This is a genomic window from Monashia sp. HAY1-2A (assembly GCF_056755315.1).
Genome location: NZ_JBNDHY010000122.1, coordinates 1 through 13,130, shown reverse-complemented (window position 1 = coordinate 13,130; position 13,130 = coordinate 1). Strand labels below are relative to the sequence as shown.

At 69.8% G+C, this 13,130-nt stretch carries 14 protein-coding genes; 6 read left to right on the top strand and 8 right to left on the bottom strand.

What is annotated here, in order from left to right:
- Positions 1 to 109 precede the first annotated feature (109 nt).
- Entirely contained in the window at positions 110 to 844 is a 735-nt protein-coding gene (locus ACPYOM_RS16430) for an SDR family NAD(P)-dependent oxidoreductase (protein ID WP_481343870.1), read from the bottom strand.
- A 95-nt stretch (positions 845 to 939) separates the two neighbouring features.
- On the bottom strand, positions 940 to 1,176 hold the full coding sequence (locus ACPYOM_RS16425; RefSeq protein WP_481343869.1) for a hypothetical protein: 237 nt from the start codon (positions 1,174 to 1,176) through the stop codon (positions 940 to 942).
- A 374-nt stretch (positions 1,177 to 1,550) separates the two neighbouring features.
- On the opposite strand from ACPYOM_RS16425, the gene ACPYOM_RS16420 reads away from it, so the two are divergent.
- Entirely contained in the window at positions 1,551 to 2,051 is a 501-nt protein-coding gene (locus ACPYOM_RS16420) for an Lrp/AsnC family transcriptional regulator (RefSeq protein WP_481343868.1), read from the top strand.
- A gap of 436 nt (positions 2,052 to 2,487) precedes the next feature.
- Positions 2,488 to 4,098, top strand: a complete 1,611-nt coding sequence (locus tag ACPYOM_RS16415; protein ID WP_481346784.1) for an ABC transporter substrate-binding protein — start codon at positions 2,488 to 2,490, stop codon at positions 4,096 to 4,098.
- A 77-nt stretch (positions 4,099 to 4,175) separates the two neighbouring features.
- Here the strand turns inward: ACPYOM_RS16415 and ACPYOM_RS16410 are convergent, their stop codons facing one another.
- From ACPYOM_RS16410 to ACPYOM_RS16395, 4 genes are all read right to left on the bottom strand, one after another.
- Positions 4,176 to 5,615, bottom strand: coding sequence for an aldehyde dehydrogenase family protein (locus ACPYOM_RS16410; protein WP_481346783.1), 1,440 nt, complete (start codon positions 5,613 to 5,615; stop codon positions 4,176 to 4,178).
- Positions 5,608 to 6,693: a homoserine dehydrogenase gene (locus ACPYOM_RS16405; protein ID WP_481343723.1), complete on the bottom strand. Its 1,086-nt coding sequence runs from the start codon at positions 6,691 to 6,693 to the stop codon at positions 5,608 to 5,610. The genes ACPYOM_RS16410 and ACPYOM_RS16405 overlap by 8 nt, the downstream gene beginning before the upstream one ends.
- A 31-nt stretch (positions 6,694 to 6,724) precedes the next feature.
- Positions 6,725 to 7,045: a divalent metal cation transporter gene (locus ACPYOM_RS16400; protein WP_481343724.1), complete on the bottom strand. Its 321-nt coding sequence runs from the start codon at positions 7,043 to 7,045 to the stop codon at positions 6,725 to 6,727.
- A 302-nt stretch (positions 7,046 to 7,347) separates the two neighbouring features.
- Positions 7,348 to 8,232, bottom strand: coding sequence for a helix-turn-helix transcriptional regulator (locus ACPYOM_RS16395; protein ID WP_481346782.1), 885 nt, complete (start codon positions 8,230 to 8,232; stop codon positions 7,348 to 7,350).
- A gap of 103 nt (positions 8,233 to 8,335) precedes the next feature.
- Here ACPYOM_RS16395 and ACPYOM_RS16390 point away from each other — a divergent pair, with 103 nt between their 5' ends.
- The 4 genes from ACPYOM_RS16390 (at position 8,336) to ACPYOM_RS16375 (ending at position 11,788) form a co-directional block, all read left to right on the top strand.
- Entirely contained in the window at positions 8,336 to 9,643 is a 1,308-nt protein-coding gene (locus tag ACPYOM_RS16390; RefSeq protein WP_481346781.1) for a multidrug effflux MFS transporter, read from the top strand.
- 87 nt (positions 9,644 to 9,730) lie between these two features.
- Positions 9,731 to 10,753, top strand: coding sequence for a zinc-dependent alcohol dehydrogenase family protein (locus tag ACPYOM_RS16385; RefSeq protein ID WP_481346780.1), 1,023 nt, complete (start codon positions 9,731 to 9,733; stop codon positions 10,751 to 10,753).
- 11 nt (positions 10,754 to 10,764) lie between these two features.
- Positions 10,765 to 11,349 (top strand): cyclophilin-like fold protein, encoded by a 585-nt coding sequence (locus ACPYOM_RS16380; RefSeq protein WP_481346779.1) that lies wholly within the window; start codon positions 10,765 to 10,767, stop codon positions 11,347 to 11,349.
- Positions 11,350 to 11,392: 43 nt separating this feature from the next.
- A complete protein-coding gene (locus ACPYOM_RS16375) occupies positions 11,393 to 11,788 on the top strand; it encodes a (R)-mandelonitrile lyase (protein ID WP_481346778.1) in 396 nt (131 codons plus the stop codon).
- Between the two features lie 131 nt (positions 11,789 to 11,919).
- On the opposite strand, the gene ACPYOM_RS16370 is transcribed toward ACPYOM_RS16375, so the two are convergent.
- Both ACPYOM_RS16370 and ACPYOM_RS16365 read right to left on the bottom strand, forming a co-directional pair.
- Positions 11,920 to 12,666, bottom strand: a complete 747-nt coding sequence (locus tag ACPYOM_RS16370; protein ID WP_481346777.1) for an SDR family oxidoreductase — start codon at positions 12,664 to 12,666, stop codon at positions 11,920 to 11,922.
- A gap of 29 nt (positions 12,667 to 12,695) precedes the next feature.
- A partial coding sequence (locus ACPYOM_RS16365) for a carbohydrate ABC transporter permease (RefSeq protein WP_481346776.1) occupies positions 12,696 to 13,130 on the bottom strand: 435 nt, incomplete at its 5' end.

Genomic DNA, 13,130 nt, shown 5'->3' with positions numbered 1-13,130 from the left:
TCCGTCGTCGGCAGCGTCAGATGTGTATAAGAGACAGGCGCATCAGCGCTCACCGCTTCTCTATGGGTCGATGGTCTGCGACCCGCAGGACGGGAATCAGTTGAAAGGCCTAGAAGGCCGTGTACCCGCCGTCGACGGGGAGCACGGCCCCGGTGATGTAGGACGACTCCGACGACGCGAGGAACAGGATGGCGTCGGCCACCTCCTCAGGGGTGGCGAGGCGCTGGAGCGGCATCTGGGACGCACGCTCGCGGCGGTACGCCTCGGGGTCGGGCCGGCGCTGGATCGCCGCCTCGATGACCGGCGTGGACGTCAGGCCGGGCGCGACGACGTTGACCCGGATGTTGCGCGGGGCCCACTCGATCGCCGCGCCCTTGGCGAGCATGATCAGGCCGCCCTTGGCGGCGGAGTACAGCACCTGGTCCGGCATGCCGACCACCCCGAGCCGCGAGCTGACACACACGATCGAGCCCCCGGCGGCGGGCATCAGCGGCGCGAAGTGCTTCATGACGAGGAACGCGCTGAGCAGGTTGCTGTGGAGCACGTTCTTTGCGTCGGCGTACGCCATCTCCATCAGCGGGCTGCTGGCCTGCAGGCCGTGGTTGAGGACCACCACGTCGACCGAACCGAAGGACTCCCCGGCCCGCGCCGCGAGACCGGCGACGAACGCCTCGTCGTTGAGGTCCCCCGGGACGTACACGTCATCGGGGCCGGCACTGGCCAGCTGCTCGCGGCGGCCCGTCAGCAGCAGCCGCGCGCCCTCGCGACGGAAGCGGGAGCTCACCGCCTCGCCGATCCCGCTGCTGGCGCCGGTGACCAGCGCGGTCACTTTGTCGAGTCTCATCTCGGGCTTCTCTCCTGGAGGTTCTGTGGTTGGGAGGGGTTGGGTTCTCACGGTTTGGGGGTGAGTTCTTCGGGGTTGGACAGGCTGCGTGGACCTCAGCTGAGAAGCCCTCGGGCGGCCACCGGCCACCGCTCCAGCATCGTCCCGTCGGTGTCGGTCACGAGAAGCTCCTCGAAGCTGGCCACGACCGGGCAGACGTGGTTGGGCACCACGGGCACCACCTGGCCGACGCTCGGACGCGGCTCACCACCGGGCACCGCGACGAACCCGTGGTACTGGTTGCACGTTCTCTCCTTGAGACAGCGGGAACGGCTGGGCTGGAATCCACGCACCCCGTCCTTCAGCCACGCAACGAGGTGGGCGCGCTTCTGTCTGCCGGTCCCACGCCGCCGTACAGACCATCTGGACCTCGACCGGGCTGTTCAGGGACAGGCCGGCTACCCGACGGCGGTGCGGGAATCATCCTTCCCAGATCTCCTTGTCAACTGCGACGTCTGACCGGTCGACGCTACGGCCGCCCCGAGGACGAGTCCAGACCCTGGCAGCAGATCGAGGTATTCGTACGATCGACGGTCGTCGTATGGAGGCGTTTGGATGCTCCGAGCCCTTCGATGGCGCTGATCGTCCACCGCGGTATAGCCTTGCTTCTGCCGTTCGGGCGCTGCTTCGGCCCGAGACTCGCGCACGACTCGGTATGAGGTGGACCATGGCACAGCGTCAGAACACCGGATCAGCGCATCAGCCGATCGACGGCATCGACCTCGCCTTGCTGCGTGCGCTCAAGGAAGACGCGCGTGCACCGATCGGTGAGCTGAGCACGGCCGCCGGCGTCTCTCGAGCCACCGCTTACGCTCGTCTGGCTCGACTGCGGGAGGAGGGCGTCATCAACTCCTTTACCGTGACGGTGAACCCGAAGAGCGTTGGCCTCACTGTCACCGCTGTGATCCTGCTCCGATCGACGACGGACGTCTGGAAGCCGTGGTCGGAACTCGCACCGCTGCTCGAGGAGATGCCCGAGGTCGAGTTCGCTGCAGACGTCGCCGGGGAGTTCGACATCCTGCTGCTCGTGAGGCTGCGCGACGCCGAACACCTGCAGCGCTTCATCACCGAAGAGCTGCGGCCGCGCATCCCCGGCATCGCCGGCACGCGCACGCTCTTGGTGCTGAACCAGGTTCCCGAGCGCTCGCTCGTGCTGCCGCCCAAGTGAGGGCCCGCCCGGTTGTGCCTGGGCTGCCACGCTCGAGGCAGGCTGATGTGCTTGGTGAGTCTGACGATGTTTGCACTCCTGGCCCTGGGAACGTGGCCTCGGTTTCGACCCGCTCGCCGACCGCTTGACAGCGAGAAGTGATCGGGCGCCGGGTTCGGAGCGCTCCAGCCGGCCGCATGAGCGGCCAGCCCCCAGGAGGTGCACCACTTCCTGCCGCGCCAGGTCCCGGGTCCTCTCCACATCGACGTCCCACGAGATGACCCCCCGCGCGGATGCCCTGTCGGACAGTCCTGCGATGGCAACGGTCACAACGTGACCGATCGCCGGAGCACATCGCGCGGTGATATCAGATCGTCTGAACCCCCGTCTGACCTGTGGACCCGGCAAGAGCACGCTCCTAGCCTGACGTCACTGGGGAAGGGTGCTCTCAGTCGGCGTGATCGTGCCCAAGGAGTGCCGCGACACAACCATTTGCGCCGGGTCCTCCGGCATAGCAGAAGGAACCCGAGACATGAGACGACTTCGCTGGGCATGTGGCCTTGCACTTGTCGGATTGACCGCCACGGCATGTGGCATGGGTGGCACGCCAGACAGCCAGGGCGCGAATGCCGGCGGCGACCGTATCGTCTACGACGAGCAGATCCCGCCGAAGGCGAACTGGGCGACCGAAACCGACGACGCCCACGCGCTCGTCCGCGCGGGGTGTCTGGAGACGCTGGTCAAGTACGGGTACGACGGCACCAGCCTCGAACCGATGCTGGCCACCAAGTGGACCCAGGTCGACCCGACGGACTGGCAGTTCACCTTGCGGGACGGAGTGAAGTTCCAGAACGGCAGCCCGTTGGACGCCCAGGCGGTCGTGGGCGCGATCGAGCACGTGCTCAAGGCCAAGGTCCCGGCCCGGGCGCTCAACCCGAAGACCATCTCGGCCGTGACGGCGGTGGACGCATCGACGGTGAAGGTCACGACCCCTGCGCCGGACCCGATGGTTCCGCTGCGGTTCGCCAGCCCGAACTCGGGCATCCTGGCACCGCAGGCCTACACCGGGTCCCAGATCGACATCAAGGGCACCTGCACCGGTCCGTTCACCGTGACCAACGAGGTGCCGGCACAGTCGCTGTCGCTGGAGGCCAACCAGAACTACTGGGGCGGCAAGCCGAAGCTCGCCTCGGCCGAGGTCCGCTTCATCTCCGAGGGCGCCACGCGTGCCACGCAGCTGCAGACCGGTGAGGCCCAGATCGTGCGCGGCATCCCGGCGGTGAGCCTGGCCACCGTGAAGGGCGATGACCAGGTGCGCACCACCACCACGGCGCTGCCGCGCACCACCGTCATGCTGCTGAACAACGCCAAGGCACCGTTCAACAACCCGCTGGTGCGCCAGGCGATCCAGAAGGCCGTCGACACCAAGGCGATCATCGACGGCGTCTACGAGGGCACCGGCCAGCCCGCGGTCGGGCCGTTTTCGCCCGACACGCACTGGGCACCGGCGAACGCGCAACCGATCGGGACCAACCTGGACCAGGCGCGCTCGCTGCTGCAGCAGGCCGGCGTCGACCCCACGTCGCTGTCCTTCGAGCTGCAGGCCTACATCGACCGGCCGGAGCTGCCCGACGACGCCGCCGTCATCCAGGCACAGCTGGCCAAGCTCGGGATCAAGGTCAAGGTCAAGACCGGCGAGTCCGCCGCCATGGAGCCGGGCTGGCTCGATGGCAGCTTCCAGGCCACGCTGTTCTCCCGCGGTTACCTGGTCGACGTCGCCGACCCGGGCGGGTACCTGGTCTCGGACTGGACCTGCGACGGCAGCTACAACCTGGCCCACTACTGCGACAAGCAGACCGACCAGATGATCAAGGACGCGGTCGCGACCGCGAACCCGGACGCCCGCAACCAGAAGTACGCCGCGATCGCCGCCCGGCTGCAGGCCCAGGCCGCCAGCGTCTTCCTCCTGCACGAGCAAGCCACCTGGGGCCTGCGGGCCAACGTCAAGGGCTTCAAGCCCCACCCGCTCGACTACTACGTCCTGACAGCCGACCTCAGCCTCGGCTGAGGTCGGCATGCCGGGGTGAGGGCAGACAGACCGATGTTCACGGTCTGCCCTCACCCCGGGGACCTGGCCGAAGACCGTCAGGACCCGTTGCCGAGCCGGTTGATGCACACGACCTTCGGCTGGGTCATCTCCTCGAAGGCGAAGCGGACGCCTTCGCGGCCCATGCTGCCGTACTTGAACCCACCGAACGGCATCGCGTCAAACCGGTAGTCGGACGAGTCGTTGATCATGACGCCACCGGCTTCCAGCAGTCGTGCCGCCGCCAACGCGCGGTCCAGGCTGGAGGTGAAGATGCCCGCGTGGAGGCTGTAGTCGATCGAATTGGCCTGTGCGATCGCGTCCTCGAAGGACTCGAACGGCTGCAGCACCACCACGGGCGCGAACGCTTCGTCCTGCCAGATCGAGCTGTCGGCCGCCACGCCTTCCAGCACGGCCGGCGTGTACAACGAGCCGTCGACGTCGTTGCCGCACAAGAGTGTTGCCCCCTGGTCCAGCGCCGCCGCGACCTTCGCCCGGGTGGCGAGTGCGGCCTCCGGCGTGATCATCGGGCCGACGTCGGTGAGGTCGTCCAACGGGTTGCCGATGCGCAGTAGCGTGGTGCGGGCGACGAAGGCGTCGCGGAACCGCTCGTAGAGGTCGCGGGCGATGAGGATCCGCTGGGTCCCGATGCAGTTCTGGCCCGCGGCCCAGAACGCGCCGGAGACACACGACGCGACGGCCTCGTCGAGATCGGCGTCCGCCATGACGATGACCGGGGCGTTACCCCCGAGGTCCATGGCCAGCTTCTTCAGCCCGGCACTGCGAGAGATCGCCTCGCCGGTCCTGAACCCCCCGGTGAAGGACACCATGCGCACGTCCGGGGCCGAGACGACGGCGGCGGCGACCTCCGCGTCGCCGTTGACCACGGTGACGACGTCCTCGGGCAGGCCGGCCTCGACCAGGGTGTCGACCAACCGCACGGCGGACAGCGGCGTCAGGGCGGACGGCTTGAGGATGACGGCGTTGCCGCCGGCAATCGCCGGTCCCAGCTTGTGGGCCACGAGGTTCAAGGGGTCGTTGAACGGGGTGACCGCCGCGATGATGCCGAGCGGCTCACGGGTGAACCAGCCCTGCCGTCGCTCCGAGCCCTCGTACGCGTCGAAGGGGACCACCTCGCCGGCGTTGCGGCGGGCCTCGGCTGCGGACAGGGACAGGGTGTTGACCGCGCGCGCGACCTCCTTCCGGGCCTGGGTGATGGTCTTGCCGGCCTCGCCGACGATCAGCCGGGCGAACGACTCCGCCCGATCCTCGACCAGGCGGGAGGTGCGTTCAAGGATGGAGGCCCGTGCGGCGCGGGACAGCGAAGCCGCGGCGAGGCGGCCGCTCCTTGCCTGCTGCAGGATGCCGTCGATGGCGCCGGCATGGACGGTTGGCACGGCGGCGATGACCTCGCCGGTGTAGGGGTTGCGCACGGGCACCGTGTCGGTCCCCATGTCTGTGCAGAGGTCAGCGAGGGGCGGCGCGATGGTGTCAGGCATGGAAGGTCTCCTCGAGAGCAGGACGCGTGGGTGCCGTGTCATGGGCGTGGCGCTGGTGGATGGCGATGATGTCCGACAGCAGGGCGTAGGCCGTCTCGATCCGGCCCGCGCCCGGCCCGGACACCGTGACCGTGCCGAGCAGGTCGGTGGTGAAGGCGACGGCGTTCGACGCGCCGCAGACCCCGGCGAGCGGGTGGTGGCTCGGTAGCGCGAGGGGGGCGACACGGGCCTCGACGCTGCCGTCGTCCCGGCGGGTGGCGGAACCGACCAGCTTCCAGTGCAGCCCCTTCGACGCGGCGTCCCGCACCTCGTGCGCCGTGATCGCCGAGATCCCCTCGCACGGCACGTCCTCGCGGCGCAGCCGGGCGCCCAGCACCTCGTTGGCCAGGATCATGACCTTGAGCTGGACGTCGTGACCCTCGATGTCTGCGGTGGGGTCGGCTTCGGCGTAGCCCAGCGCTTGGGCCTCCGCGATGGCGTCCGGCAGATCGACGTTGTCCTCGAGCCGGCCGAGGATGTAGTTCGACGTGCCGTTCATGATGCCCTGGACCCCGGTGATCTCCAGTCCGCGGAGCAGGCGCTGGGCGGTGCGCAGCACCGGGGTGCCGCTGAGCACGGAGCCCTCGAACTCGAAGCCGAGACCGTGTTCTGCTGCCAGCGCCTTGAGTGCCGAACCGGCGAGGGCGACCGGCCCCTTGTTGGTGGTGCACACGTGCTTGCCCGACTCGAGGGCCCAGCGCACATACGAGACGGCGGGCTCACCGTCCGTGGGGTTCGTGTAGGTCGCCTCGACGACGATGTCCGCCGCGACCTGCCGGATCACCCACTCGTTGCGCGGATCCGCACTCCCGCCCTCGAAAGCCGCGAAGCTCAAGGCACGAGGCTCGGCGGACAGCACCGGCACGAGGTCGATACCGGCCAGGTCGACGAGGGAGCCGGCTCGCAGGTCCGTGATGGCCACGACGCGCAGCGAGAACCCGAGCCGGGCCGCCAGGTCGTCGCCGCGCTCGACGATGAGCTCGGCGAGCGCGCGGTTGACGCCGCCGAACCCGATGAGACAGAGGTCGTATCGGTCCATGTGTTCACTCCTTGGCACCGGGGCGCACCGTTCACGGTGGCTCTCCGCTGAGATCCTCGACGCCCGACGCGTCAGTGGCCCCATGTCGCAACGGCCAAAGGGCATGCCGGATGGCACGTCGGGGGCACGATCCGTCAGTCCCCCAGCCGCCCGGCGCGGTCACCATGACCTGGCGGTCGCACGTGAGGAGCAGCAACGGCGCGAGCGTTCCCGGGAGGGCGAAGGAGAGCACGATCTGGCTCCAGACGAGCGCATCGGTCGGTTCGACACCCGCGCCGAGGATGAGAGCCGGGATGACCCCGAGCAGGCGGCGATGCAGGGGCGTGATCGGTCGGCGGCCGAAGCCCTGCATGACGACGTCGCCTGTCTGGACGCCGACCAGGGTTGATGCAGACCCGCGGCCGGAAGGGCGAGGATCGTCGCAGCCATCTGGCCGGCGTTGGTCCCCAGGGCCGCGTATGCCGCCTCCATGCTCGAGCCGGCCTCGGAGGGCAGCGCGGCCGAGAAGACGACGAGGCCGATGTCGGCCGCGCCGGCGATGGTCATGGCGACGACGACGGAGTTCACTGTCTGACGGCCCGCCGCCCCAGCGTGGCATCGTCCCGCGCTTGCGAGGCTGCCGAGTGGACGTGCAGGGCAGGCGGCATGAGGGCGTCAGGCGTTGCGGGCCTCGGTGTCCACCACGGTGGCCGAGGCCGCCAACGACCCCAGGAGGGCCAGTGCCTGCGCGGTCCGTGAACCGGGTTCGGCGGCGTAGATGGTGAGGGTGAGTCCTGGGTCGGAGAGCATGTCGACGCTCTCGTAGGCGAGCTCGAGCTCCCCAACGGCCGTGTGGTGGAACGTCTTGGTCCCGGCACCGTGGAGGCGCACGTCGTGGCTGGACCAGCGACGCCGGAACTCCTCGCTCCGGGTGGCGAGCTCTCCCACGAGGTCGTGCATGAGTCGGTCGTGGGGGTCCCGGCCGGCTTCGGTGCGCAGGATGGCAACCGCGGTGTCGGCGGCGGTGTCCCAGTCGGGGTAGAAGCGGTGGGAGTCCTCGTCGAGGAACGTGTACGACGCGAAGTTCGGGACGGGTCCCCGCGAGCGTTCGTACAGGGAGGCGTGCAGGGCGCGTCCGAGCGGGTTGGTGGCCAGCAGGTCCATGCGTCCGTTGCGGACCAGCGCCGGACCGCCGGTGATGCAGTCCAGCACCCATGTGAGGCTGGGCCGAGGAGTCCACGTCCGGCTGCGACGTCGGGGCCGAAGGATCTCGCTGGTCCCGTCCGCGGCCTGGGCGAGGTTGAACAGGTGGCTGCGTTCGGCGTCGTCCAGGCGCAGGGCGCGAGCGATGGCGTCGAGGACCGAGGCGCTGACGCCTCCCAGGGCGCCTCGTTCGAGCTTCGAGTAGTACTCGATGCTGACCCCGGCCAGGGCCGCGACCTCGCCCCGGCGCAGCCCGGGTACTCGCCGCTGCCCGACGTCAGGGAGCCCGACGTCCTCGGGTGTCAGCTTCGCGCGTCGGGAGCTCAGGAACTCGCGCACCTCCGATCGGTTGTCCATACCTTCGGACGCTACCCGCCCGGCCAGCTCGTGAGGGATGCCCTGCTGGTACACCTCACGAGCGTGACTTCTTCGCGTCCGCGGGCGCCGGTTCCATGGAGGCATGCCACTTCTGCAGGACCACACCAGCACGCGTCCGAGCTCCGCCGCAGTCGGCCCGACGCCCGGTCCCCGGGACTCGTCCGCGCCGACGACTGCTGCGACGCTGACGGGGTCCGTGCTGGGGACCATCGTTCTCATCACGGCGATCGCACCGTTGGCCACCGACACGTACGTCCCCGCGTTCCCGCTGGTCGGGCGCGACCTTGAGGCGTCGGCGACCCAGGTTCAGCTGACGCTCACGACGTTCTTCGTCGGCATGGCGCTGGGGCAGCTGGTGGGTGGGCCGTTCTCGGATCGGGCGGGTCGCCGCCGCCCGCTGCTCATCGCCTTGGCGGCGTTCGTGGCCGGCTCGGTGCTGTGCGCGCTCAGCCCGACCGTGCCGGTGATGATGGCCACCCGACTGGTGCAGGGCCTCGCGGGCGGATGGGCCATGGTCATCGCCCGTTCCGTGGTCGTGGATCTCACCGACGGCACCCGGATGGTCCGCGCGATGAACGTGGTCGCTGCCGCCGCCGGCACCGCGCCTGTCGTCGGGCCCCTTCTGGGGGCGCTGGTGCTGTCGGTGTCACACTGGCGGGTCTCCTTCTGGCTGGTTGCTGCCCTGGCGGCCGTGATGCTCGCGGCGGTGGCCTTCGCGATGCCCGAGTCGCTCCCCGTCGAACGACGCCACGCAGGTGGTCTCGGCCGTCTCCTCGGCGCCACCGGGGAGGTGCTCTCCTCACGCGTGTTCAGCGGGCACCTCGTGGTGTTCGCGTTCTCGATGGGGACCACGTTCGCCTACGTGGCAACCTCCGCGTACGTGCTGCAGTCGATGAACGGTTTCACCCCGTTGCAGTACTCGGTCGACTTCGCCGTCAACGCCGCCGGTATGACGGCTGCGGCGCTGGTCGCCGCTCGGTACGCCCACCGGGTCCCGGCCCGCGTGTTCGTCAAGGTAGGACTCGGTGCCACCGGTGTCGCCGGCGCGGTGCTGGCTGTCGGGGCCCTGTGGTTCTCGATGCCCCTCGCGACCGCGCTGGCGGGCTTCTTCCTCCTCATGACCGCCCAGGGACTGGTCGGGCCGAATGCGGGCGCCCTTGCCTCCGCTGCGGTTCCGGAGCATCCCGGCACCGGATCGGCGCTGCTCGGCTTCCTGCAATGGGTGATGGCCGGCACCATCGCACCCCTGGCGGGTCTTGGGGGCCAGCACACGGCCGTCCCGATGGCCGCCATCGTCCTGGTCCTCGCTGGCGCATCTGCGGCCGCCTACCTCCTTGGCCGACCACACCCCACCCACCGCGTGGGGCCACCGGCACCAGCCACCCACTGACCCGGCTGAAGCCGCTGGCGCCTCCCTTCACCGAGCCGGCGCGCCCGCCAGGGCAGCGAACCGACACCAATCCGAGAGGAAAGCATCATGCGTGGAGTAGTGATGTACGGTCCCGGCGATGTGCGCGTCGTCGACCGCGACGAGCCCCGCATCGTCGAACCGAGCGACGCCGTCATCCGGCTGACCGCTACCTGCATCTGCGGGTCCGACCTGTGGCCCTACCGGGGCGCAGAACCCGCCGACGGGCTGCCCATGGGCCACGAGTACGTCGGCGTCGTGGAGGACGTCGGCCCGGCCGTCGAGACCGTGAAGCGCGGAGACTTCGTCGTCGGGTCATTCGTCATCTCCGACGGCACCTGCGAGATCTGCCGCGCCGGATACCCGTCACGGTGCGCGCACGCCGAGTTCGTCCACGGCACCATCGGCACCCAGTCCGAACGGGCCCGCATCCCGTACGCCGACGGCACCCTGGTCGCCACCCCCGGCATACCGTCCGACGACTTGGTCCCCAGCCTGCTGGCGGCGTCCGACGTCCTCGGCACCGGATGGTTCGCCGCCGTCGCCGCCGAGGTCGGACCCGGCAAGACCGTTGCGGTCGTCGGTGACGGCGCGGTCGGGCTCCTCGGCGTCCTCGCCGCCCGCGAGCTCGGGGCCGAGCGCATCATCGCCATGAGCCGCCACGCCCCTCGGCAGGCCCTGGCCCGCGAGTTCGGGGCCACCGACATCGTCGAGGAACGCGGCGCCGACGGCGTCGCTCGGGTCAAGGAGCTGACCGGCGGGCTCGGTGCGCACTCGGTCATCGAGGCCGTCGGCACCCAGGAGTCGATGATGCAGGCCATCCGGGCCACCCGCCCCGGCGGCCACCTCGGCTACGTCGGCGTCTCCCACGACGTCGAGCTTCCCGGTGACGAGCTGTTCTTCTCCCAAGTCCACCTCCACGGCGGCCCCGCCCCCGTACGACGGTTCCTGCCCGACCTCATCGAGCGCATCTGGGCTCGGCAGATCGACCCGGGCAAGGTCTTCGACCTCGAGCTGCCCCTGGCCGAGGCCGCCGCCGGCTACACCGCCATGGACGAGCGGCGCGCCATCAAGGTCCTCCTGCACCCGTGACCAGCCATCGCATGCCCCGCCGAGCAGCCGGCCTGCTGGGAGCCGCGACGGTCCTGGCCGTCGCGGTTCTCACCGGGTGCAGCACCACCGCCGACAACCAAACCAGCGGCGTCGAAGCCGGTCAGTCGCCCGCCGACCCACCGAACCGGGATCGAGCCGGCACCGCCACGACGACCCGGGTCCGGGGCCCCCGCGAATCCAGCAACAGCAGCAACAGCACCCCCGAGGAGGGCAGCATGCAGATAGAGATCCGAGTCGGAGACGAGCTGTTCACCGCCACCGTCGACGCCACTCCCGCCGGCCGCGACCTGCTGGCCCAGCTCCCGCAGACCCTGCAGATGCGTGACCACGGCGGCGTCGAGAAGACAGGACCGCTCCGGGCCCCACTCAGCCTGGACGGCCAACCCGCCGGTGCGGACCCCAGCGTGGGTGACCTCGGGTACTACGCGCCCGGCAACGACCTCGTCTTCTACTACGGCGACCAGTCCTACTACCACGGCATCGTCATCCTCGGCGCCCTCGATGCCCACGCCACGTCACGCCTGGCTCAGCTTCCTGGCGACCTCACCGCTCACCTCAGCGGGCTCGACTCCTGACCCCGATGACCGAACGACCCCCACTCCGCGAAAGGACCCGATCGTGAAGTTCACCCAAAGCGGCGGTCAGACCGCCACCGGACCCAGTGACTGGTTCACGGGCACCGTCTACATCGACGGCATCCGCAACCCCGACCGCCAGTCCGCCGTCGGCTGTGCCCACGTCCGCTTCACCCCGGGCGCCCGCACCGCCTGGCACACCCACCCCCGCGGCCAGACGCTGTACATCACCGACGGCATCGGCTACGTCGCCCGCCGCGGCGGACCCGTCCAGGAGGTGCGCCCCGGCGACGTCGTCTACATCGAACCCGGCGAGGAGCACTGGCACGGCGCCACACCCGACAGGTTCATGGCTCACATCGCCATCCAGGAAGCCGACGGCGACGGAGAAGTCGTCACGTGGCTCGACGACGTCACCGACCGCGAATACCGCCGCTGAAGCCTCTCCCAGCACCGGGCGATCTCGCCGACCGTCTCGAGGATGCGGTGTCTTGGGACGGTTCGGTCGGAGGAGGTGTCACGCGAGGTGGTGGACGGCAGAGGGAGCCGGTCAGCCGGGCCCGCTGCGGGCTAGTGGTTCTCGGAAAGGCTCCACATGGTCCACAGCTCCGTCCGCATCCGGCGGGGCTGCCGCAGGGTGTAGGTCACCGCCTGTGCGATGTCACCGGGCTCCATGAAGTGACCCTGCGCGGGGTCCTGGTCGCCGAAGCGGCCGTCGGCCGCCGCGAAGGGCGTGTTGACGCCGGCCGGTGCGATGGTCGTCGTCCGGATGCCCTCGGCGCGCAGCTCCCGATCGAGCGCGTAGCCGAGGTTGATCTGAGCGCCCTTGGTGGCGGCATACACAGCCTCCCTGCCGCCGCCGATGAGCAGACCGGCGACGGAGCCGATGACGACGATGTCGCCGCCGTCGCCCTGGTCCCGGAACTGCCGCACGGCTGCACGGGCGAGCCAGATCGTGCCCTTGACGTTGACATCGACCATCAGCGCCACTTCGTCCGCGGAGTAGTCGAGCACTCCGCCGTAGAAGCCGATCGCGGCGTTCGCGACCACGGAGTCCACCCTTCCGAAGGCTTCCACGCCAGCGGCGACCAGGGCGTCGGCCGTGACCTCCTCGCGGACGTCACCGACGCTGACGACCAGCCGGCTCTCGTCCCACTCCTCGGAGAGGCGGCTCACCGTGTCGGCACGCAGGTCCCCGGCCACGACCCGACCGCCGCTGTCGAGGACCGACCGGGCGATGGCCCCGCCGATGCCGCCGCCGGCGCCGGTGACGACGACGACCGTGTCCTTCAGGTTTCGTCCGTAGGTTTGCCTCACAGGTGCTCCTTCTGACCGGAGGGTGGTGGTCACTTGATCGCTCCCATCGACAGGCCGCGGACGAGCTGCTTCTGGGCGACCCAGCCGGCGACGATGACCGGCAGGGCGGCGATCGTCGCTGCGGCCGACAGGACCGCCAGGAACTGCCCGCGTCCGTCGACGAAGCTGCCGAGGAAGGGCGGCGTCGTCCGAGCGGCCGAGCTCGTCAACAGCAGGGCGAGGAAGTACTCGTTCCAGGCGAAGATGAAGCTGATCAGCGCCGCGGCCGCGACCCCGGGCAGGACGAGCGGCAGGACGATCCGCACGATCTCGCGGAACATGCCGGCCCCGTCGACGCGCGCCGCCTCGATGATCTCGAAGGGGACCTCGAGGAAGAACGAGCGCATCATCCACACCGTGACAGGTAGGTTCATCGCGCCGTACACGATCGCGAGCACGTAGACGTTGTCGAGCAGCCCGATCGT

What these genes read in the sequence shown, in the direction of transcription:
- ACPYOM_RS16430 (WP_481343870.1), bottom strand. Translation starts at nt 844, where the DNA reads ATGAGACTCGACAAAGTGACCGCGCTGGTCACCGGCGCCAGCAGCGGG.
- ACPYOM_RS16420 (WP_481343868.1), top strand. Translation starts at nt 1,551, where the DNA reads ATGGCACAGCGTCAGAACACCGGATCAGCGCATCAGCCGATCGACGGC.
- ACPYOM_RS16410 (WP_481346783.1), bottom strand. Translation starts at nt 5,615, where the DNA reads ATGCCTGACACCATCGCGCCGCCCCTCGCTGACCTCTGCACAGACATG.
- ACPYOM_RS16405 (WP_481343723.1), bottom strand. Translation starts at nt 6,693, where the DNA reads ATGGACCGATACGACCTCTGTCTCATCGGGTTCGGCGGCGTCAACCGC.
- ACPYOM_RS16400 (WP_481343724.1), bottom strand. Translation starts at nt 7,045, where the DNA reads ATGCAGGGCTTCGGCCGCCGACCGATCACGCCCCTGCATCGCCGCCTG.
- ACPYOM_RS16395 (WP_481346782.1), bottom strand. Translation starts at nt 8,232, where the DNA reads ATGGACAACCGATCGGAGGTGCGCGAGTTCCTGAGCTCCCGACGCGCG.
- ACPYOM_RS16390 (WP_481346781.1), top strand. Translation starts at nt 8,336, where the DNA reads ATGCCACTTCTGCAGGACCACACCAGCACGCGTCCGAGCTCCGCCGCA.
- ACPYOM_RS16385 (WP_481346780.1), top strand. Translation starts at nt 9,731, where the DNA reads ATGCGTGGAGTAGTGATGTACGGTCCCGGCGATGTGCGCGTCGTCGAC.
- ACPYOM_RS16380 (WP_481346779.1), top strand. Translation starts at nt 10,765, where the DNA reads ATGCCCCGCCGAGCAGCCGGCCTGCTGGGAGCCGCGACGGTCCTGGCC.